The 20,620-nt window shown below is 61.5% G+C and carries 16 protein-coding genes and 1 pseudogene; 10 read left to right on the top strand and 7 right to left on the bottom strand.

The window, feature by feature from the left end:
• The first annotated feature begins 1 nt into the window (after position 1).
• From ODQ19_RS02485 to ODQ19_RS02470, 4 genes are all read left to right on the top strand, one after another.
• Complete coding sequence (locus ODQ19_RS02485; protein WP_116667625.1) at positions 2-1,714, top strand: putative 2-aminoethylphosphonate ABC transporter permease subunit; 1,713 nt, start codon at positions 2-4, stop codon at positions 1,712-1,714.
• 23 nt (positions 1,715-1,737) lie between these two features.
• On the top strand, positions 1,738-2,751 hold the full coding sequence (locus ODQ19_RS02480) for a putative 2-aminoethylphosphonate ABC transporter substrate-binding protein (RefSeq protein ID WP_116667626.1): 1,014 nt from the start codon (positions 1,738-1,740) through the stop codon (positions 2,749-2,751).
• 123 nt (positions 2,752-2,874) lie between these two features.
• Positions 2,875-4,005, top strand: coding sequence for a TIGR03364 family FAD-dependent oxidoreductase (locus ODQ19_RS02475; RefSeq protein WP_330209260.1), 1,131 nt, complete (start codon positions 2,875-2,877; stop codon positions 4,003-4,005).
• On the top strand, positions 4,002-4,559 hold the full coding sequence (locus tag ODQ19_RS02470) for a phosphonate degradation HD-domain oxygenase (protein WP_330209259.1): 558 nt from the start codon (positions 4,002-4,004) through the stop codon (positions 4,557-4,559). Before ODQ19_RS02475 ends, ODQ19_RS02470 begins: the two co-directional genes overlap by 4 nt.
• On the opposite strand, the gene ODQ19_RS02465 is transcribed toward ODQ19_RS02470, so the two are convergent.
• Both ODQ19_RS02465 and ODQ19_RS02460 read right to left on the bottom strand, forming a co-directional pair.
• Positions 4,556-5,923, bottom strand: a complete 1,368-nt coding sequence (locus tag ODQ19_RS02465) for a DUF3482 domain-containing protein (protein WP_330209258.1) — start codon at positions 5,921-5,923, stop codon at positions 4,556-4,558. The two genes, ODQ19_RS02470 and ODQ19_RS02465, sit on opposite strands and share 4 nt — an antisense overlap.
• Positions 5,916-7,295, bottom strand: coding sequence for a DUF2868 domain-containing protein (locus ODQ19_RS02460; protein ID WP_330209257.1), 1,380 nt, complete (start codon positions 7,293-7,295; stop codon positions 5,916-5,918). The genes ODQ19_RS02465 and ODQ19_RS02460 overlap by 8 nt, the downstream gene beginning before the upstream one ends.
• A 69-nt stretch (positions 7,296-7,364) precedes the next feature.
• Here ODQ19_RS02460 and ODQ19_RS02455 point away from each other — a divergent pair, with 69 nt between their 5' ends.
• Both ODQ19_RS02455 and ODQ19_RS28130 read left to right on the top strand, forming a co-directional pair.
• Positions 7,365-7,877: a dihydrofolate reductase gene (locus ODQ19_RS02455; protein ID WP_330209256.1), complete on the top strand. Its 513-nt coding sequence runs from the start codon at positions 7,365-7,367 to the stop codon at positions 7,875-7,877.
• Positions 7,878-7,890: 13 nt separating this feature from the next.
• Positions 7,891-7,977 (top strand): annotated as a pseudogene (locus ODQ19_RS28130) (outer membrane lipoprotein carrier protein LolA); the annotation flags it as partial.
• A 12-nt stretch (positions 7,978-7,989) separates the two neighbouring features.
• On the opposite strand, the gene ODQ19_RS02450 reads toward ODQ19_RS28130, so the two are convergent.
• On the bottom strand, positions 7,990-9,381 hold the full coding sequence (locus tag ODQ19_RS02450; RefSeq protein WP_116667633.1) for an L-cystine transporter: 1,392 nt from the start codon (positions 9,379-9,381) through the stop codon (positions 7,990-7,992).
• Between the two features lie 242 nt (positions 9,382-9,623).
• On the opposite strand from ODQ19_RS02450, the gene ODQ19_RS02445 reads away from it, so the two are divergent.
• The 4 genes from ODQ19_RS02445 (at position 9,624) to ODQ19_RS02430 (ending at position 14,964) form a co-directional block, all read left to right on the top strand.
• Positions 9,624-10,685, top strand: coding sequence for a haloacid dehalogenase-like hydrolase (locus tag ODQ19_RS02445; RefSeq protein WP_330209255.1), 1,062 nt, complete (start codon positions 9,624-9,626; stop codon positions 10,683-10,685).
• Positions 10,686-10,899: 214 nt separating this feature from the next.
• Positions 10,900-11,433, top strand: coding sequence for an RNA polymerase sigma factor (locus tag ODQ19_RS02440; protein ID WP_330209254.1), 534 nt, complete (start codon positions 10,900-10,902; stop codon positions 11,431-11,433).
• Positions 11,430-12,386, top strand: coding sequence for a FecR family protein (locus ODQ19_RS02435; protein WP_330209253.1), 957 nt, complete (start codon positions 11,430-11,432; stop codon positions 12,384-12,386). Before ODQ19_RS02440 ends, ODQ19_RS02435 begins: the two co-directional genes overlap by 4 nt.
• Positions 12,387-12,516: 130 nt before the next feature.
• On the top strand, positions 12,517-14,964 hold the full coding sequence (locus ODQ19_RS02430) for a TonB-dependent siderophore receptor (RefSeq protein WP_330209252.1): 2,448 nt from the start codon (positions 12,517-12,519) through the stop codon (positions 14,962-14,964).
• Between the two features lie 225 nt (positions 14,965-15,189).
• On the opposite strand, the gene ilvD is transcribed toward ODQ19_RS02430, so the two are convergent.
• From ilvD to ODQ19_RS02410, 4 genes are all read right to left on the bottom strand, one after another.
• Positions 15,190-17,031, bottom strand: a complete 1,842-nt coding sequence (gene ilvD, locus ODQ19_RS02425) for a dihydroxy-acid dehydratase (RefSeq protein ID WP_003195159.1) — start codon at positions 17,029-17,031, stop codon at positions 15,190-15,192.
• Between the two features lie 362 nt (positions 17,032-17,393).
• Positions 17,394-17,819 (bottom strand): REP-associated tyrosine transposase, encoded by a 426-nt coding sequence (locus ODQ19_RS02420; RefSeq protein WP_442962720.1) that lies wholly within the window; start codon positions 17,817-17,819, stop codon positions 17,394-17,396.
• A gap of 81 nt (positions 17,820-17,900) precedes the next feature.
• Entirely contained in the window at positions 17,901-19,061 is a 1,161-nt protein-coding gene (locus tag ODQ19_RS02415; protein WP_330209251.1) for an MFS transporter, read from the bottom strand.
• A 223-nt stretch (positions 19,062-19,284) separates the two neighbouring features.
• Positions 19,285-20,481 carry a class I SAM-dependent rRNA methyltransferase gene (locus tag ODQ19_RS02410; protein ID WP_015886370.1) on the bottom strand — a complete coding sequence of 399 codons (1,197 nt, stop codon included), beginning with the start codon at positions 20,479-20,481 and terminating at the stop codon, positions 19,285-19,287.
• Positions 20,482-20,620: the final 139 nt, after the last annotated feature.

Here is a 20,620-nt window from a genome sequence, read left to right as displayed (position 1 = left end):
GATGGGGGCTGTGATGACATTGCCGGTACCGCGCCAGGTGTCCCGCGCCGAGTGGGGCGACCGCCTCTTCGTGGTCGGCGGCAAGTGGCTCTGGCTGGGCCTGTTAGTGGTGGCGGTGCTGTTGCCGCTGTTGGCGATCTTCTGGCGCGGCTTCAGCAGCGAAGCCGGGCAGGGCGGTGGCCTGGTGGCGGCACGCGAACTGCTGAGCAGCGCCAACTTCCACTGGTTGCTGGGCAATAGCCTGAAAGTTTCCCTCAGCGTTGCGGCCATCGTCGTGCCGCTGGCCTACTTGTTTGCCTATGCCCTGCAACGCACGCTGATCCCCGGCAAGTCCATCTGGCGCGGCCTGTCATTGCTGCCATTGATGGCGCCTTCGATGCTGCCGGGCATTGCCCTGGTTTATCTGTTCGGCAACCAGGGCCTGCTGCGCGGCTTGTTCTCGGAGAATATCTACGGTTTCTGGGGCATTGTGCTCGGCGAGGTAATCTACACCTTTCCCCATGCCTTGATGATTTTGCTGTCGGCGTTGTCCCTGGCGGATGCGCGTTTGTTCGACGCTGCTTCGAGCATGGGCGCCAGCCCGGCACGGGCGTTTCGCAGCATTACTTGGCCGGCCACGCGCCAGGCGGTGTTCGCCGCATTCTGCCTGGTGTTCACCCTGACCATCACCGACTTCGGGGTACCGGTGGTGGTGGGCGGTGATTACCAGGTGCTGGCGCTGGAGGCCTACAAGGCTGTGGTGGGCCAGCAACAGTTCGGTCGCGGCGCGTTGATCGGCATGGTGTTGCTGCTGCCGGCGCTGTTCAGCTTTGGCGTGGATGCCTGGTTGCGTCGTCGGCATGGCGACGCGATGAGCGGCCGCGCCCAGGTGTTCCAGCCAGCGCCATCGCGGCTGCGCGACGGGTGCTACTTGGCCATCGTGCTGCTGATCTGCGCGGCGTTGCTGCTGGTGTTCGGCATGGCGGTGTACTCCTCGCTGGTGAAATTCTGGCCGTACAACCTGTCGCTGTCGCTCAACCACTACCAATTCGAAGACACCGCCGGTGGCGGCTGGCTGGCCTATCGCAACAGCCTGACCATGGCGCTGTGCACGGCGTTGATCGGCAGCGTGCTGATTTTCACCGGCGCCTACCTGATGGAAAAGACCAAGGGCCAGAAACACCTGAACCTGGCGTTGCGCATGCTCAGCTTCGTGCCGATGGCCGTGCCGGGCCTGGTCCTGGGGCTGGGCTACGTGTTCTTCTTCAACCTCAACGGCAACCCGTTGCATGTGTTGTACGGCAGCATGGTGTTGCTGGTGGTGTGCACCATTGCGCACTACCTGACCACCGCGCAGATGACCGCGACCACTGCCTTGCGCCAGTTGGACGCCGAGTTCGAGGCCGCCGCGTTGTCCCTCAAGGCACCGTTGTACCGCCATTATCTGCGCGTCACGGTGCCGATCTGTCTGCCGGCGCTGCTGGACATTCTGCGCTACCTGTTTGTGTCGGCGATGACCACCGTGTCCGCCGCGATTTTCCTCTACAGCCCCGACACCATCCTCGCCGCCGTCGCCGTGCTGAACATGGACGACGCCGGCAATGTGGGCGGCGCGGCGGCCATGTCGACCCTGATCCTGTTCACCTCGGCCAGCGTCTCGCTGCTGCTGGCGTGGGCCTCACGTGGCGCGCTGCGCCGCTCCCAAGCCTGGCGCCAGCGCGCACCTGGCCAATAAAACATCCCTGAAGGAGGTGCTCCATGTTCAAGCCCCTGGCGCTGGTCGCTGCAGTCCTCACGGCATTCAGCCTGAATGCTTTCGCCAAGACCGAGTTGACGGTGTACACGGCCCTTGAAGCCGAGCAGTTGAAGACCTACAAAAAAGCTTTCGAACAGGCCAACCCCGACGTCGAGATCAAGTGGGTGCGCGACTCCACCGGCATCATCACCGCCAAACTGCTGGCCGAGAAAGACCGCCCCCAGGCTGACGTGGTGTGGGGCCTGGCCGCCTCCAGCCTGGCGATCCTCGATCAGCAAGGCATGCTCGACAACTACGCGCCCAAGGACCTGGACAAGATCGGCAAGCATTACCGCGACGCCGCCAACCCTCCGGCGTGGGTCGGCATGGACGTGTGGGCCGCCACTATTTGCTTCAACACCGTCGAAGCCGAAAAGCAGGGCCTCACCAAACCGGTGAGCTGGCAGGACCTGACCAAGCCTGAGTACAAGGGCAAGATCGTGATGCCCAACCCGGCCTCTTCGGGCACTGGATTTCTGGATGTCAGCGCCTGGCTCCAGACCTTCGGCGAGAAGCAAGGCTGGCAGTACATGGACGACCTGCACCAGAACATCGGCCAGTACGTTCACTCCGGCTCCAAGCCGTGCAAGCTGGCGGCCTCCGGTGAGTTCCCGATCGGTATCTCCTTCGAATACCCGGCGGTTCAGCTCAAGCGCCAGGGTGCACCGCTGGACATTATCCTGCCCAAAGAAGGCCTGGGCTGGGACATCGAAGCCACCGCCGTGATCAAAGGCACTGCCCACGCCGACGCAGCGAAAAAACTCGCTGACTTCTCCGCAAGCACCGCGGCGATGGATCTGTACAAGGACAACTTCGCCGTGCTCGCCCAACCGGGTATCGCCAAGCCGCAGACCGAATTGCCAGCGGACTACGAGCAACGGTTGATCAAGAACGACTTTGTCTGGGCTTCCAAAAACCGTGACAGCATCCTGGCTGAGTGGCGTAAGCGTTATGACGGCAAGTCGGAAAAACAGTAACCGATCGTTCCCACGCTCCGCGTGGGAACGCCGCTCTGGACGCTCCGCGTCCGCTTTTAAAGGTCGTGACGCGGAGCGTCACCGGATGAATTCCCACGCGGAGCGCGGGAACCAGAGGACAGTATGAGTAGTGATCTGTTAGTCGTCGGCGCCGGCATCCTCGGCCTCTCCCACGCCTATGCCGCCGCCAGGCGCGGCCTCAAGGTCAAGGTGTTCGAGCGCAGCGCCACGCCATTGGGCGCCTCTGTACGCAACTTCGGCCAAGCCCTGGTCACCGGCCAACCACCAGGGCCAATGCTCGACCTGGCGCGTGAAAGCCGCGAAATCTGGGGCCAGTGGGCGCAAGCGGCGGGCCTGGCGCTCAAGCGCAATGGCTCCTACCTGTTCGCCCGCACCGAAGCCGAAGAACATCTGCTCGAAGCCTTCTGCGCCGGGCGCGCGCGGGAGCACAGCTACAACGTCGAGCTGCTGCAAGGTGCTGCCATGAACGACCTGTACGCCGGCCAGTTCCGTCATCACCGCGCCGCACTGCATGGCAAGGACGACCAGCAACTGTATTCCCGCGAGGCCATCCCGGCGCTGATCCATTACCTGAGCCAGGCGCTCAATGTGGAGTTTCACTTCTCCACCCTGGTGCGCGAGGTGGAACCGGGCCAGTTGCACAGCACGGCAGGCCGCTTTCGCGGCGAGCAGATCATCGTCTGCTCCGGCCACGATTATCAGACCCTGCTGGCCGACGCCATCGCCGCGCTCAACCCGCAAACCTGTCGCCTGCAAATGCTGCGCGCCCGGCCGGTGCTTAATCTGAACCTGCAACATGCCTTGCTCACCGGCTTAAGCTGCGTGCACTACGGCGCCTTTGCCGACCTGCCGGAAGCGGCCGCGGTGCAGGCGCAGATCCTGCGTGAAGCGCCGTACCTGCACGAGCACGGTATTCACCTGTTGATCAGCCCAACGCCCCATGGCGAGTTGATCATCGGTGATTCCCACCATTACGACAGCGATCCGTCGCCCTTCAATGCCGAGCAGGTGGATGACTGGCTGATCGAACTGGCGCAACAGACCCTGGGTTGCAAGGTCCAGGTGGTCGAACGCTGGCAGGGTGTCTACGGATCTCGCGGGCCTGGGCCGTTTTCGTTTGTACAGGCGGCACCCGGCGTCAGCGCTGCCTTGATGCACACCGGCGTAGGGATGAGCGTGGGGCCGGCGATGGCCGAGCGTAATATCAGCACACTGTGGGGCGCGACGCGATGAGCCCGGAACAGGCGATTGCCCAGGTGTTTGGCTTGTACGAGCAGCATGGCACGGCTGACTACATCGGCGAGCCGGTGTCGCAAATCGAGCACATGTCCCAGGCCGCGCAATTGGCAATGGCCGAAGGTTTTGACGACGAGGTGGTGCTGGCGGCGTTTTTCCACGACATCGGCCATCTCTGCGGCCAGGGCGGCGCGAACATGGGCGGTTATGGCGTGGTCAGCCACGAGCGGCTGGGCGCCGATTACCTGCGTCGCGCAGGCTTCAGCGAACGCCTGGCCAGGCTGGTGGAATACCACGTGCAGGCCAAGCGTTACCTGACCTTCAGCCAGCCGGACTATTTCGCCCGCCTGAGCCAAGCCAGCCGTCGCACCCTGGGTTACCAGGGCGGCGTCATGAGCGCCGAAGAGGCCCGGGCCTTTGAACAAGACCCGCTATATGCCGTGAGCTTGCGCATGCGCCACTGGGACGAGCAGGCCAAGCAAATGCAGGTGCCGGTGTTGGACCTTGAGGTGCTTAAGGCCAAGGCCCGGCAGGTGCTGATGATTGCTTAGGTCTCGTCGAGGCGCATGGCAAGGGCTTCGACCTGTTCCTGCCGCTCGGCCTGGCTCAGTTTGGCGTGGGGGTTGAGGGACGACCATTGCGGATAGGCGCGGGCCTTGTTCAAGGCGTCCGGCAACTTGCCTTCGCGCCAGGTTTTGTCCTGGGGCGTATCGACCTTGATGCTGTGCATCGCCGCATGCCCGCGCAGGTTCAGGGCCTTGAGCAGTTGGCGTTGGCGCAGGGCGAGCAGGCGCAGCACGCTGTCATCGACGGTGAGTTCGCGTTGGCCCTTCATCTTGCCCATCAGGCGGCTGCCATAGCTGCGTGCGGTTTGCAGTGCACCGCCGGCAATCGCGCCCGCCAGGGCCGCAGCGCCCAGCGTCAGGCCGCCGACCAGGAGGTCCACACCCGCACCGGCTGCTGCGCCAGCGGCGATCCCGCCACCCACGCGCACGCCCAGTTGCTTGAGGGTTTCGGGGTTGAACAGGTCGTCGCCCCAGCGCCCGTCCAGCAACGGCAAGTCGCTGGCGGCGGCGTCCTGTGGGCGGAAGCCGAACAGTTTGAGCAGGGCTTCGACGCACTTTTGCTCGCGTTGGCGCACGGCCTTGCGTAAGTCGCTGACGGCTTGGGGCTCATCCTCGGTTGTCACACTGCGGCGGCAGGCGGCGCAGTCGATCAGCAATTCGGCGATAAGCCGTGCGGCGCTTTGCTGGCGAGCCTGGCGCTGGGCTGCTTGATCGAGGATCAGGCGTTCCAACTGCGGCCGTGAGTTTTCCAGCAGCAGAGCCAGGCTTTCATACAGCCGGCGTTCGCCGTCTTCGGGCGGCGCCACGCTGTCGAAACGCACCAGCGCATGCAGGCCGAGGCGGGCCAGGGCTTCGCGCCAGTCCGGTTCGCGGTGGTCGCTGCTGCTGACAAAGTTGAGCACCGGCAACAACGGTTTGCCACAACTGGCCAGCACTTGCAGCTCGTCGCGGTACTTGGCCAGCACCGGCTCGCGAGCGTCGATCACGTACAGGCCGGCATCGGAGGCCAGCAACTGGCGCAGCACCTTGGCTTCCTGTTCGAAACGCTGGCGCGCCTCGCTGCCTTCCAGAAAGCGCGCCAGCCGCGCAGGGCCATCCAGGCGTTCGCCGGGGCGGTCGAGGCGTTCCAGGTAATCGAGCAGGGCGATGGCGTCTTCCAGTCCGGGGGTGTCGTACAGCTCCAGCAAGGCTTCGCCATCTACCGACAAGCGTGCGCCTTCGACATGCCGCGTGGTGCTGGGGCGATGGGACACTTCGCCAAAGCCGACATCGCGGGTGAGAGTGCGCAGCAATGAGGTTTTGCCCACGTTGGTGTGGCCGACCACGGCGAGTTTCAGCGGTTTAGTCATGACCGGTCTCCAGCCAGCTTAGCGGCGCGCAATCGGCAAACGACAGCTCAAGCTGTTGCATCGCGGCATGCCAGTCGCCCAGGCGCTCGGCGTCCAGTGCCTGGCCCGGTGGTGCCTGCAGCAGCCATACGCGGGTGTCGGTGGCGCTGCGTGCCAGCTCGGCGATCAGCGCCAGGCTGCCACGGTCCGGCGAGCGACGCGGGTCACAGGCGATGGCCAGGCGCGCGGGTGGGAAACGGCTGAGTTGCTCCAGCAGTTTGTTGCGTGATTCGCGGCTGTCGAGGATGCCGGCGTTCTTGACGTTGGCAGGCAGTTTGGGGGGCCAAGGGTGTTGGTCGTCGAGTTCGATGGCGACCAGCAAGGCGCCATCACTCTCCAGCTCACTTGCGCCGCCGCTGATCGGGTGCAGGTGGTCGGGCGCTACATCGTTGACCCCCAGGCGCTCGCTGCTGGGCATCAGGCGTTCGCGCAGTTGGGCGTAGCCAGGCAGGGTGAGGTCCAGGCGTAACGCTGCGCGCCCGCGTTTCCATCGCCACAGGCACAGCAAGGCAAGGATCAGCCGCGGCAGCAGGCCGTAGACCAGCAACACGCCCACCAGCCAGGCCGCCCAGGCCTGGCGGGCGCTTTCGATATTCAGCGCGGAGTCGCCGCTGGCGCGGATCATCTCCACGGTAGGTACATTGAAGCCCAGCAGAGCCGGGAGTGTGCCGAGGGCCTGGGTCACGGCGACAAAGGTATCGGCGCCGAGAATGGTGGTCTCCCACACAAACCCATAGCGGCGGGTGGCGAGCAGGGTCAGCAGGATCACCAGGGCGCTGAGCAAGGCCAGCAACCACAAGCTGTTGACCAGCACACCCACTGCCCAGCGATTGAGTTTTTGCCGTTGCAGCAACAGCAACAGTGCCGGGGCCAGTTGCGCGGCCTTGGCGTCACGCGCCAGTTTCTCGCTGAGCCACAACCACAGTCGGCCGAGACTGGCGCTGTGTTCGCCGGCAAACAGCAGGCCCAGGGCCCAACTGATCAGCAAGATCAGGTTCAGGCCGAGCAGGCTGCCCAAGGCCCAGAACACATTCACCGGGGCCAGGCCATTGCCCAGCGCGGCGAACGCCAAACCGGCGCCGCTGATGACGGCGACCACCGCCAGTAACACCAGCGCCAGGCGTGCGCCTTGCAGCCAGCGGCTGAGCGCGGCGGCCAAGCCATCGCGCTCGGCCAGGTGCAGCGCACGCTGCTGGATGCGCGTGGGCAGGTCGCCCCCGGCGGTGCGGGCCAGGCGGTTGGCTTCCAGGTCTTCCAGGGGGCCGGCGTGTTCTTCACGCAGGCGCACGGCTTCTGTCAGCCAAAGTCTGTGCAGCGGGGTCAGTTCAGTCACGCGCCGTCCTGTCGTGTTGATGAGGTTGGAGCATAACCGCTGGCTCGCCGCTCTGGTATTCTCGTCGCCATGAAAAAAACTCTCCCTTTAAGCCTGATCGCAGCCCTCGGTGAAAACCGTGTGATCGGCGTCGACAACAGCATGCCCTGGCATTTGCCGGGGGATTTCAAATATTTCAAGGCCACCACGCTCGGCAAGCCGATCATCATGGGGCGCAAGACCTGGGACTCCCTGGGTCGACCGCTGCCGGGGCGCTTGAACCTGGTGGTCAGCCGTCAGACCGATCTTGTGTTGGAAGGTGCGCAAGTTTTTCCGTCACTGGACGCGGCGGTAGAGCGCGCCGAAGAGTGGGCCAAGGCACAAGGCGTGGACGAGCTGATGCTGATCGGCGGCGCGCAGTTGTATGCGCAGGGGCTGGAACTGGCCGATCGCTTGTACCTGACCCGCGTAGCGCTGAGCCCGGAAGGGGATGCGTGGTTTCCAGAGTTTGATATGAACCAGTGGAAGCTGGTGTCGAATGTCGAGAATCCAGCCGAAGGTGATAAGCCGGCCTACAACTTCGAAGTGTGGGAGCGCAACTAGTGTAGGAGCGAGCTTGCTCGCGAAGATCGTCAACGATGACGCGGGCATTCTGAATGAACGCGGCGCCCTCAGGTTCTTCGCGAGCAAGCTCGCTCCTACAGGTTATAAGCCTTTATGCCTGCGCTAACTCGGCATGCTCATCGGCATCCAGCAACGCTTTATCCGTCTGCCCCATGATCTGGCTGGTAATCGCCCCCGCCGTCATCGAACCATTGACGTTCAACGCCGTGCGGCCCATGTCGATCAGCGGTTCCACGGAAATCAACAGCGCCACCAGTGACACCGGCAAGCCCATGGCCGGCAGCACGATCAGCGCGGCAAAGGTCGCACCGCCGCCGACGCCGGCAACGCCCGCCGAACTCAAGGTCACAATCGCCACCAGGGTTGCGATCCACAGCGGGTCCAGCGGGTTGATGCCCACGGTCGGCGCGACCATTACCGCCAACATCGCAGGGTAAAGACCGGCGCAACCGTTCTGGCCGATGGTCGCGCCAAACGAGGCGGCGAAACCGGCGATGGATTGCGGGATGCCCAGGCGACGGGTTTGCGCTTCAATGCTCAGCGGAATACTCGCAGCGCTGGAGCGGCTGGTGAAGGCGAAGGTCAGCACCGGCCACACCTTGCGGAAGAAGCGCAGCGGGTTGATCCCGGCCAGGGACAGCAGCAGGCCGTGCACCACGAACATCAGGCCCAGGGCCAGGTACGACACCACCACGAAACTGCCCAGTTTGATGATGTCTTGCAGGTTGGAACCGGCGACTACCTTGGTCATCAGCGCCAGCACACCGTAGGGGGTCAGCTTCATCACCAGGCGTACCAGGCGCATCACCCAGGCTTGCAGGGTGTCGATGGCGTTAAGGACTTTCTGGCCTTTTTCCACGTCGTCCTTGAGCAGTTGCAGTGCAGCAACCCCAAGGAACGCGGCGAAAATCACCACGCTGATGATCGACGTCGGCTTGGCCCGGGCCAGGTCGGCGAACGGGTTGGCCGGTACGAACGACAGCAGCAACTGCGGGATATTCAGGTCGGCAACCTTGCCAGCGTAATCGCTCTGGATCACTTGCAGGCGCGCCATTTCCTGGGTGCCGGCTACCAGGCCTTCGGCGGTGAGGCCGAACAGGTTGGTCAGGCCGATGCCGATCAGCGCTGCGATAGCGGTGGTGAACAGCAGCGTGCCGATGGTCAGGAAGCTGATTTTGCCCAGGGACGAGGCATTGTGCAGGCGCGCCACGGCACTGAGGATCGAGGCGAACACCAGCGGGATCACGATCATTTGCAGCAGTTGCACATAGCCGTTGCCGACCAGGTCAAACCAGCTGATCGAGGCTTTGAGCACCGGGTTGCCGTCGCCGTAGATCGTGTGCAAAGCCGCACCGAACAGCACGCCAAGCACCAGGGCGAACAGCACCTTCTTGGCCAGGCTCCAGTTAGTACGGCGAGTTTGTGCCAGGCCCAGCAACAGGGCCACGAACACCAATAAATTGAGAATCAGGGGCAGATTCATTGAAGCTCCGTTGAGAAGGCAGCCAATCGCGTGAGCCTGCGATTGCGAACCGGGAAGCCTAACAGCTTGAAATATATTGATTTAATACCGATATGGAATGGTGACTGTCGTTTTTGGAATAAGCATTTGACGCTCAGGCGTATGCCCTTGGCGCAATCGCGACGTCCGCGGTCGTGCCCGGGCGATAACTGTCATACGGATTTGTTAGCGTCGATGTCTTTCACTTGAGGGAGACAACGCCTATGAAGCTCGCGCCGAAACTATTGGTATCCGCCGCCTTTTGCCTCGGGCTCGCCAGCCAGGCGTTTGCCGCCACCGAGTTAAAACACTGGCCGGCACCTGCCGCCAAACAACTCAACGAAATGATCGCCGCCAACGCCAACAAGGGTAACTACGCGGTGTTCGACATGGACAACACCAGCTACCGTTACGACCTCGAAGAGTCCTTGCTGCCGTTCATGGAAAACAAGGGCCTGATCACCCGCGACAGCCTCGACCCGTCGCTCAAGCTGATGCCGTTCAAAGACACCGCCGAGCATAAAGAGAGCCTGTTCAGCTACTACTACCGCCTTTGTGAAGTCGACGACATGGTCTGCTACCCGTGGGTCGCCCAGGTGTTCTCTGGCTTTACCCTCAAGGAACTCAAGGTTCAGGTGGATGAGCTGATGGCCTCCGGCAAGCCAGTGCCGGTCAGTTATTTTGAAGGCGACGCGGTGAAGAAATCCGAGGTGCAGCCGCCAAAAGTCTTCACCGGCCAGGCCGAGCTGTACAACAAACTGATGGAAAACGGCATCGAGGTGTATGTGATGACCGCCGCTTCCGAGGAGCTGGTGCGCATGGTCGCGGCCGATCCGAAGTACGGCTACAACGTAAAGCCCGAGAACGTCATCGGCGTGACCACGATGCTCAAGGACCGCAAAACCGGCGAGTTGACCACCGCACGCAAGCAGATCACCGCGGGCAAATATGACGAGAAGGCCAACCTCGGCCTGGAGCTGACACCCTACCTGTGGACCCCGGCGACCTGGATGGCCGGCAAGCACGCGGCGATCCTCACCTATATCGACGAGTGGAAAAAACCGGTGATCGTCGGCGGTGATACACCCACCAGCGACGGTTACATGCTGTTCCATGATGTGGACGTGGCTAAAGGCGGTATCCACTTGTGGATCAACCGCAAAGACAAATACATGACCCAGCTCAACGGCATGATCGCCAAGCACGCGGCGGCTCAAGCCAAGGAAGGGTTGCCGGTGACGGCGGACAAGAACTGGGTGATCGTCAAGCCTGACGATATCCAGTAAGACCGAGTCGCCTGCATCGCAGGCAAGCCAGCTCCCACCGTCGACCGCATTCTCATGTTGGGGCGCGGTCAACTGTGGGAGCGGGCTTGCCCGCGAAGGCGGTCTTAAGAACACCGCAGACTCAAAGGCAAAAATAGATATCAATTGCGAACCAATCTCATCCTCTGCTAGCGTGCACACCTCCTGAACCCCACGTTCTTCTCAAGGTAGTGCCGTGCTCTCCTGGAATTCGCAGATCGCGCGCCTGTTCGCGGAGCAGAAGAAAGCCCTTGAAGCCTTCGTCACTCGCCGCACCGGCAGTGCCCAGGTGGCTGCCGACCTGACCCAGGAATCCTTCCTGCGCCTGGCGCGCCTGGAGTCCGGCGAGAAGATCGACAACCTCCCCGCGTTCCTCTTCACCATTGCCAGCAACCTGGTGCGCGACCACCAACGCCAGGCCATTCGCCGCGAACGCCTGGATGCCGGCGAGCCCAGCGAAGAATTGCCGTGCAACAACCCAGATATCGACGAGCAATTGGCTGCCTATCAACGGCAACAGTTGATGCAGGACGCGATTTTGGCGCTGCCTGAAGCGACTCGACAGATCTTCCTGCTCTATCATGTCGACGAACTCTCCTATCGCGAGATCGGCGAACGCCTGTCGATCAGCCCGCGCAGTGTGGAATACCAATTGCGTCGCGCCTTGATTGAATGCCGTGGCTTTATCAAGAAACGGCTTGCCTGTGATGAACAAGGACGTCGGTCATGACCGTTACCCCCACTGCCGACGAACTGTTCGACGAAGCGTGCGCCTGGTATTTCCGCCTGCAGGCCGAGGATGTCACACCTGGTGAACTGCAGGCTTTCGCCATATGGCTGGAGCAGGGCGATGCCCAGGATGCCGCCTGGCAGGAAGTGCAGGCGATGCTCGGCGGCTTGCATGAACCGGCGCGGGTCGTTCGTCGCGCCGAACAGGCTGCCTGGCGCAAGCCCGCACGGCGCTGGTCGCGCTGGGCCTGCGCCGCGGCCGTGCTGCTGGCAGTGGGCCTGACTGTGCAAAATACACCCTGGCTTGACCGCATGCGCGCGGACTATGCCACTGGCACCGGCGAGTCACGCAGCATCGAACTGGCCGATGGCTCCCACCTGCAGCTCAATACCGACAGTGCCATACAGGTGCGCATGAGTGCGGGCGAGCGCCAGGTGCGTTTGTTGCGGGGCGAAGGATTCTTCGACGTGACCAAGGACCCGTCGCGACCGTTTGTAGTGCAGTCCGGCGATGGTTGGGTAAAGGTGGTCGGCACACAATTCAGCGTGGCGCGGCGCGATGCCCAGACTCGCGTGCAAGTCGCGCAAGGCAAGGTACAGGTCAGTTCTGGCAGCGACACGTCGGTGTACCTGGAGCCGGGTCGGGCGGTGGAGTATCAGGGGCAGCGCCTGGCCGAGGTGCATGGTTTCGACCCGGCCAGCGGGTTTGCCTGGCGCCAGCGGCAACTGGTGTTTCGTCAGCAACCGCTGTCGGACGTGGTCAACGAGCTGAACCGTTATTGGCCGGGCAAGACCCTGATACTGGGCGACGCCTTGCGCAATCGCGTGGTCTCCGGCGTGTTTGAAATCGATAAACCCGACGCGGTGATCAAGGCGCTGGAATACACCCTCAACCTGCGCGCTGAGCACTACACCCCGTATTTACTGGTGTTGCACGAAGGCAAGGCGTCGTAATCACAATTTTTTGAAAAAACTTTCAGGGTTTTCCCGCAAGCGCTCGTCCTTGATCACTGAGGCGTAAATAGTAAGCACTCTCAAGTAGTGCGGCGCCGATTACAGACTTTTGCACCGGGGAGCACTATCCATGGCACACCGATTCGCCGCACGGCCCTTGCTGGCACTGGCCATTTCCATGGCCTGTGGCACTGCATCGATGTATTTGCAGGCCGCCGAGACTACGCAAGCCCAGACGTACCGTTTTGATATTCCGGGGCAAAGCCTGGACGGCGCGTTGGCGGCGTTTTCGGCGGTGACGCGAGTTCAGGTGCTGGTGTCGGGTGAGTTGACCCAGAGGGTGATATCGCCGGGTGTGAAAGGCAATCTCGGTCAGCGCGAAGCGCTCGCGCAACTGCTTGGTGGCACGGGATTGAGCGCGGCGTTTATCAATGCCGATACGGTCACCCTGGAAAAGCGCGTGGCCAGCGGTTCGGCCATCGAAGTCGGCGCCACCACCATCAGCGCCGAACGCCTGGGCGCCACCACCGAGGGTAGCGGCTCTTACACCACGGGCGCGGTGACCCTTGGCAAAGGCGAACAGAAGCTCAAGGACATCCCGCAATCGGTCAGCGTCATGACACGCAAGCAGATGGATGACCAGAACACCACCAAGCTGTCCGAAGTAGTCAAGCGCACCCCCGGCCTGACAGCGACCAAATCCCCTGGGCCCGGTATGTTCATCTTCTCCCGTGGCTTTGAGGTCGGCACCCTGCAATACGATGGCGTGGGCATCCCGCGTAACACCTATGCGTTGGGCAGCTACCTCACTGAAAACATGGCCATCTATGACCGTGTAGAAACCCTGCGCGGCCCGGCCGCTTTGCTGCAAGGCGCCAACAGCCCGGGCGGCACCATGAACCTGGTGCGCAAGCGTGGCCAGCAGGACCCGACTGTGACGATCACTGCAAAAGCCGGCTCCTGGGACCACTACGGCACCCAGGTCGATGCCGGTGGCCCGCTCAATGCCGAAGGCACCCTGCGCGGCCGGTTTGTGGCGGATTACGACACGACGGACTCGTTTGTTGACTATGCCGGTGGCTGGAATCAGACGGTGTATGCCGCCGTGGACTACGACTTCACGCCAAACACCACCGTCGGTGTGGGGGTCAGCAACCAGAAAGGCCACTCGCGACCCAACTTCATGTCACTGCCCCGTTACGCCAATGGCAGCGATATCGGCCTGCCGCGCTCGACTTTTGTCGGCGCCAGCTGGAACCGCAACGTCAATAACCAGACCCAGGTGTTTGCCGATATCGAGCATCGCTTCAACGATGACTGGAAGGTGAAAGCTGCCCTCGTGGCCATGGATGAACACAACGACGCGACCTACCAGGCGACCTGGGATGAGGTTCCCAACCCCGGCACCGCCGGCAATGTGCGTTATGTGGATTGGGTCACCGACTTCAATACCAAGAGCCGTGGGGTGGATGTGTACGTGAACGGCAAGTTTGAAGGTTTGGGCTTGCAACAGGAGGTGGTGCTGGGCGCCAACTATTCCAAGCTCACCACCAACGACCAGTGGGCGCGAGCAGCGACGGCTGGCGCGGATATCTTCAACATCGATCACAATCGTCCACAGCGCGACAAAAACCAGCTGTTCCAGGCGGGCAATGCTACGAAAAGTTGGTATGACATTCGCCAGAAAGGGGTTTATGGCACTTGGCGCGTCAAGGTTGTGGACCCACTGACCTTGATTCTCGGTGCACGTACCAGTTGGTATGACTATGGCTACACCGACGAGAGCGGTTCCCGGGGTGTGTATGGCGACCCCACCCGCAGCACCACGCAGAGCAATGGTCACGTTACCCCGTACGCCGGCTTGGTGTACGCCCTCAATGACCAATGGTCAGCCTACGCCAGCTACGCTGACGCGTTCGAACCGCAAACCAACCTGACCACGTCTTTGACCGTGCTCAAGCCCATCGAAGGCCAGAACTACGAACTGGGCCTGAAGGGTGAACTGGCGGACGGTCGTCTGAATACCTCGTTCGCCATCTTCCGTTATGACCAGGAAAACCGTGCGGCTCAAGACCTGCAAGGCGGCAAAGTCTGCGGCGGCTGGTACTGCTCGCTCGCCTCGGGCAAGGTTCGCAGCCAAGGCTTCGAAGCCACTTTGAGCGGCGAAGTGCTGCCGGGTTTGCAACTGGTCTCCAGCTACACCTACAACACCACCAAATTCCTCAAAGACGACACTTACGAAGGCAAGATCTTCAGCACCTGGACACCCAAGCACCTGCTCAAGGTCTGGGGTGACTACCAGTTGCCGGGCGATTGGCAGCAGTTCAGCGTCGGTGCCGGCGTAACCGCACAAAGCAGCACCGAAGCCTACGACCGCAACTTCAGCGTACCCGGCAATGCACTGTGGGATTCGCGGGTGGCCTACAAGATCAACCAGGAGTTCACCGTGGCGGCGAACCTGAACAATATGTTCGACAAGAAGTACTACATCCCTGCGTATAACGCGACGTGGGGCAGTAACTACTATGGCGACCCGCGTAACGTGATGTTCAGCATGACCTACACCCCACAGTTCTAAAGCCTGACGCGTCATTGCTGTAGGAGCGAGCTTGCTCGCGAAAAACGTCAACGATAGCGCGTGTTTCCTGAATAAACGCGGTGCCTTTGAGTTTTTCGCGAGCAAGCTCGCTCCTACACTGGCATTAGGGTAAGCCCCGTCCCACATGGGGTTTCCATTGTTCGTCAGGATTGTTTCAGGCATAAAAATGCCCCGCACTTGGCGGGGCATTTTTATGCGCGAGTCTTACAGACCGTCGAGCATCGCTTTGTTACGCACAGCACCCTTGTCGGCGCTGGTGGCCAGCAGGGCGTAGGCCTTCAACGCGGTGGTGACTTTGCGCGGACGCTTTTCTACCGGCTTCCAGCCCTTCTTGTCCTGCTCAACGCGGCGTGCCGCCAATTCTTCATCGCTGATCAACAGGTTGATCGAGCGGTTTGGAATGTCGATCAGCACCTTGTCGCCATCTTGCACCAGGCCAATCGCACCACCTGCAGCAGCTTCCGGGGAAGCGTGGCCGATGGACAGGCCCGACGTGCCGCCGGAGAAACGGCCGTCGGTCAGCAGGGCGCAGGCTTTGCCCAAGCCTTTGGATTTCAGGTAGGACGTAGGGTAAAGCATCTCCTGCATACCCGGGCCGCCTTTGGGGCCTTCGTAGCGGATGATCACGATGTCGCCTTCCTTGACTTCGTCCGCGAGGATGCCGCGTACCGAACTGTCCTGGCTTTCGTAGATCTTGGCGCGGCCTTCGAAAACGTGGATGGATTCATCGACACCTGCCGTTTTGACCACACAGCCGTCGAGGGCGATGTTGCCGTACAGCACGGCCAGGCCGCCTTCTTGCGAGTAGGCGTGCTCGACACTGCGGATGCAGCCGTTTTCACGGTCGTCGTCCAGGGTGTCCCAACGGGTCGACTGGCTGAACGCGGTCTGGGTCGGAATACCGGCCGGGCCGGCCTTGAAGAAGGTGTGCACGGCTTCGTCGTCAGTCTGGGTGATGTCCCATTTGGCGATGCCTTCGGCGATGGATTTGCTGTGCACGGTCGGCAGGTCGGTGTGCAGCAGGCCGCCACGGGCCAGGGAGCCGAGGATCGAGAAGATCCCGCCGGCGCGGTGCACATCTTCCATGTGGTACTTCTGGATGTTCGGCGCGACCTTGCACAGTTGCGGCACGTGACGGGACAGGCGGTCGATGTCGCGCAGGTCGAAATCGATCTCGGCTTCCTGGGCGGCAGCCAGCAAATGCAGGATGGTGTTGGTGGAACCGCCCATGGCGATGTCCAGGGTCATGGCGTTTTCGAACGCCTTGAAGTTGGCGATATTGCGCGGCAGCACCGACTCATCGTTCTCGCCGTAGTAGCGCTTGCACAGCTCGACGATGGTGCGGCCGGCCTGCAGGAACAACTGCTCGCGGTCGCTGTGAGTGGCCAGTGTGGAACCGTTGCCCGGCAGGGCGAGACCCAGGGCTTCCACCAGGCAGTTCATCGAGTTGGCGGTGAACATGCCGGAACACGAACCGCAGGTCGGGCAGGCGCTGCGCTCGTATTCCGCGACCTTCTCGTCAGAAGCGCTGGAATCGGCGGCGATCACCATGGCGTCGACCAAGTCGAGTCCGTGGGACGCGAGTTTGGTCTTGCCGGCTTCCATCGGCCCGCCGGAAACGAAGATCACCGGGATGTTCAGGCGCAAGGCAGCCATCAACATGCCGGGGGTGATCTTGTCGCAGTTCGAGATGCAGACGATGGCGTCGGCGCAGTGGGCGTTGACCATGTATTCCACGGAGTCGGCGATGATCTCGCGGCTCGGCAGGGAATACAGCATGCCGTCATGGCCCATGGCGATGCCGTCGTCCACGGCGATGGTGTTGAATTCTTTTGCCACGCCGCCAGCGCGTTCGATTTCGCGGGCGACCAGTTGGCCGAGGTCCTTGAGGTGGACGTGGCCCGGTACGAACTGGGTAAAGGAGTTGGCAATCGCGATGATCGGCTTCTTGAAGTCGTCATCCTTCATCCCCGTGGCACGCCACAGCGCGCGCGCGCCGGCCATGTTGCGGCCGTGGGTGGATGTTTTCGAGCGGTAATCAGGCATTGGAGCACTCCGGGCGGCTAATCAAGTACTAAAGGGGAGTGAGCTTCTAATTGACGACTGGAACACCCGAAAAATGGCCGTGTGTCCGGAAGTTGCCACTCGCATCGCGGGATCGCCGCTTGCTTGGGCCTCGAGCTCATAAACCCGCCGGGGGATGACTGGCGATGAATAGGGCCGATTCTACACCGCTGGTGGCTGGAGGGAATGGGCGAAACCGTGAAGATAGCGGCTACGGGAAGTGCGGGCGATTGTAGGAGCGAGCTTGCTCGCGAAAAACGTCAACGATAACGCAGCGCCATCAGGTGGCCCGCGTCGTCTATTGGTTTTTCGCGAGCAAGCTCGCTCCTACAGTGGAGAGTGGGTCAGAGCCAGATGGCGTCCCATAGTGGGTACTGGCCGATATGCTCCACCAAACCTGCCCGCAAGGGATTTGCGACGATATAACGAGCCATCGTCTTCAAGTCGTCCTCCCGACGCAGCGCGCGATCAAAGTAGCCCTTTTGCCAAAGTGCCCCGTGGCAACTCCTCGCTTTGTTGATGGCGTGGGCGCTTCGCGATTTGGTGATTCGCATCAGCCTCGACAAATCGCCGTTGTGCAATTCAACCAGCCAATGGAAATGGTCCGGCATCACCACCCAGGCCAGCGAAGTCGCCTCGCCGTCGTCCTCTTCCTGTGGGTGGAAGAGAAACGGTAGGAGGCTGCAGCGTCTATTGGCGTCTAAACACTGGTTCTGAATATGTCCCGGCTTTCTGTAGGAGCGAGCTTGCTCGCGAAAAACGTCAACGATAACGCAGCGCTATCAGGTAGCCCGCGTCGCCTATTGGTTTTTCGCGAGCAAGCTCGCTCCTACAGTGGGAATGGGAGGTCGTTAGCGTCCAACCCTGGTATTCGTCACCACGCCCCAGACGCTGAACACGATGAAGCTGATGGCGATGGTCATCAGCAGGTTGCTCCCCGCTTGGGCGAGCGCCGCGCTGCTGACGGCGGCGGTGAGGAACATGATGCTGTTGCCGGCTGAGGCGGCAGTGCCGGCGCTGCTCGAAAACAGCAACATCGCGGCGGAAATGGCGGCAGGCCTCACCAGCGTGACAGCCAGGGCGCTGATCAGCATGGGAATGAGCAAAGTGAGGGTGGTGATGGCCTCGTAGTGGATGATCAGCGCCAACAGCACGCCGGAAACACTGAGCAAGCCGAGGCCGATATTAATCTGTCGGGACAGCGAGATACGTTTTTGTAAATACGACGCTGCCACGCCGCCGAGCAAATAGGCCGCGCCGTACACCATCAGCACCAAGGCGTACTGGTACTCGGACAACTTCAATGCATCCATGAAGATCAGCGGTGTCACGCTGATCAAGGCGAAATAGCAGGCGAACACCAGCGCGGCGATCCACCAATAACGCAGGAAGTCGCGATTGGCGGCGACGGCCTTGAGTGTGCCGATGATGGGTACCGGTGCGCGATGCGGGCTGGCGGACTTGGTGGGCAGGATGCACAGCGCATGGATCAACATGCCCGCTGCCATCAGTGCAAAGCCGTAGAAGCTGCCTTGCCAGTCGAATGTGGTTTGCAGCCAGGAGCCGATCAAAGGTGACAGGGCGACGAATGAACCGCTGAGGGTCATGTAATAGAGGCGCACGCGGGCTCGGTCCTGTTCCTCGAAAAGGTCTTCCACCAGCGCATGGCCCAATACGAAGAAACCACAACCCATGGCCTGCACTGTGCGAAACAGCAGGAAAGTCAGGTAATCGGAGGCCATCGCGCAGCCTATTGCGCCAAATATCGACAGCGTGATGCAGCCAAGCAGCACTTCCTTGCGCCCCCATTTATCCGACAGCGGGCCGGCGACCAGTTGCGAGATCGAAAACACCAGGGTGAACAGGCTGATGGACAGTGCGATGTCTGCACTGGGTGTGTCGAACTGGGTGGACAGGGCGGGGAACGAGGGAAGCAGGATATTGATCGGGAAAAAGCTGATCAGGGAAATGCAGGTGATAAGGATAAAGCGGGAGAGGGTGGGCCCAGACATTGTTTTTGTTTTCCGGAGTAAAACCAGAAACCGATACTAGTCTGCGAAAAATGGAATTCAATCAAAACCGCTTTAGGAGCTTTCCCGTATTGATGTGCGCCATCATTGTAGGAGCGAGCTTGCTCGCGAAGAACGTTAACGATAACGCAGCGCTATCAGGTAGCCCGTGGCGTCTATTCGTTCTTCGCGAGTAAGCTCGCTCCTACAGATGATTCGGTTTTAATCAGCTATTGGGTAGCAACCGGCACGTAATGCTCTTGATATACCGCGTCTCGACAATAGCCGGGTGCACCGGGTGGTCCGGGCCTTGGCCGCCGCGTTCGAGCATCTGGATGTTGCGGTCCAGGTGGCGGGCGCTGGTCAGCAGGATGTTTTGCAGGTCGTCTTCCGGCAGGTGCATGGAGCACGAGGCGCTGACAAGGATGCCGTCTTTGCTGAGCAGGCGCATGGCTTGCTCGTTGAGGCGGCGGTAGGCGCCTTCGCCATTCTTCATGTCCTTTTTGCGTTTGATGAAGGCCGGTGGGTCGGCGACGATCACGTCGAAGCGTTCTTCGCTGGCTTTCAATTCTTTAAGCGCTTCAAAGACGTCGCCTTCGATGCAGGTCATCTTCTCGGCAACCCCGTTCAGGGCGGCGTTGCGCTCTACGCCGTCGAGGGCGAAGGCCGAGGCGTCGACGCAGAACACTTCACTGGCGCCGAACGCTGCAGCTTGCACGCCCCAGCCGCCGATGTAGCTGTACAGGTCGAGCACGCGCTTGCCTTTGGCATACGGGGCCAGGCGGGCGCGGTTCATGCGGTGGTCGTAGAACCAGCCGGTTTTCTGGCCCTGGATCACCGGGGCTTCGAATTTCACGCCGTTTTCTTCCAGCGCCACCCACTCTGGCACCAGGCCGAATACGGTTTCGACGTAGCGGTTGAGGCCTTCGGCGTCACGCGCGGCGGAGTCGTTCTTGAACAGAATGCCGCTGGGTTTGAGCACTTGGGTCAGGGCAGCGATCACGTCTTCTTTATGCGCTTCCATGGTCGCCGAAGCGATTTGTACCACCAGGATGTCGCCGAAACGGTCGACCACCAGGCCCGGCAACAGGTCGGAATCACCGTAGACCAGGCGGTAGAACGGCTTGTCGAACAGGCGGTCACGCAGGGACAGGGCCACGTTGAGGCGGTGTACCAGCAGCGACTTGTCCAGCGGCAACTTGATGTCGCGCGACAGCAGGCGGGCGCAGATCAGGTTGTTCGGGCTCATGGCCACGATGCCCAGGGTCTTGCCGCCGGCTGCTTCCAGGATAGCCTGGTCGCCTGCCTGGAAGCCGTGGAGTGGGGTGGCGGCCACGTCGATTTCGTTGCTGTAGACCCACAGGTGGCCGTTGCGCAAACGACGATCGGCGTTGGCTTTGAGACGCAGGCTTGGCAGGGACATGACGTCGCTCCGGAAAAAAGAGCGGGAGTATACCCTTTGCGCACTCTTTCATGTGGGAGCTGGCTTGCCTGCGATGCGGGCGGCGCGGTGTATCAGACGTACGGTGGTGATGCTATCGCAGGCAAGCCAGCTCCCACAT

This window comes from Pseudomonas sp. AM4(2022) (genome assembly GCF_036346515.1).
Classification (GTDB): domain Bacteria; phylum Pseudomonadota; class Gammaproteobacteria; order Pseudomonadales; family Pseudomonadaceae; genus Aquipseudomonas; species Aquipseudomonas paracarnis.
Note: the sequence above shows the minus strand (reverse complement) of the source record. Positions and strands in the feature narration are given on the sequence as shown.

Bases quoted from the DNA above. Each gene is read 5' to 3' on its own strand.
- ODQ19_RS02445 (WP_330209255.1), top strand. From the start codon at position 9,624: ATGAAGCTCGCGCCGAAACTATTGGTATCCGCCGCCTTTTGCCTCGGG.
- ODQ19_RS02480 (WP_116667626.1), top strand. From the start codon at position 1,738: ATGTTCAAGCCCCTGGCGCTGGTCGCTGCAGTCCTCACGGCATTCAGC.
- ODQ19_RS02430 (WP_330209252.1), top strand. From the start codon at position 12,517: ATGGCACACCGATTCGCCGCACGGCCCTTGCTGGCACTGGCCATTTCC.
- ODQ19_RS02470 (WP_330209259.1), top strand. From the start codon at position 4,002: ATGAGCCCGGAACAGGCGATTGCCCAGGTGTTTGGCTTGTACGAGCAG.
- ODQ19_RS02475 (WP_330209260.1), top strand. From the start codon at position 2,875: ATGAGTAGTGATCTGTTAGTCGTCGGCGCCGGCATCCTCGGCCTCTCC.
- ODQ19_RS02415 (WP_330209251.1), bottom strand. From the start codon at position 19,061: ATGTCTGGGCCCACCCTCTCCCGCTTTATCCTTATCACCTGCATTTCC.
- ODQ19_RS02410 (WP_015886370.1), bottom strand. From the start codon at position 20,481: ATGTCCCTGCCAAGCCTGCGTCTCAAAGCCAACGCCGATCGTCGTTTG.
- ODQ19_RS02465 (WP_330209258.1), bottom strand. From the start codon at position 5,923: ATGACTAAACCGCTGAAACTCGCCGTGGTCGGCCACACCAACGTGGGC.
- ODQ19_RS02435 (WP_330209253.1), top strand. From the start codon at position 11,430: ATGACCGTTACCCCCACTGCCGACGAACTGTTCGACGAAGCGTGCGCC.
- ilvD (WP_003195159.1), bottom strand. From the start codon at position 17,031: ATGCCTGATTACCGCTCGAAAACATCCACCCACGGCCGCAACATGGCC.
- ODQ19_RS02455 (WP_330209256.1), top strand. From the start codon at position 7,365: ATGAAAAAAACTCTCCCTTTAAGCCTGATCGCAGCCCTCGGTGAAAAC.
- ODQ19_RS02485 (WP_116667625.1), top strand. From the start codon at position 2: ATGGGGGCTGTGATGACATTGCCGGTACCGCGCCAGGTGTCCCGCGCC.
- ODQ19_RS02450 (WP_116667633.1), bottom strand. From the start codon at position 9,381: ATGAATCTGCCCCTGATTCTCAATTTATTGGTGTTCGTGGCCCTGTTG.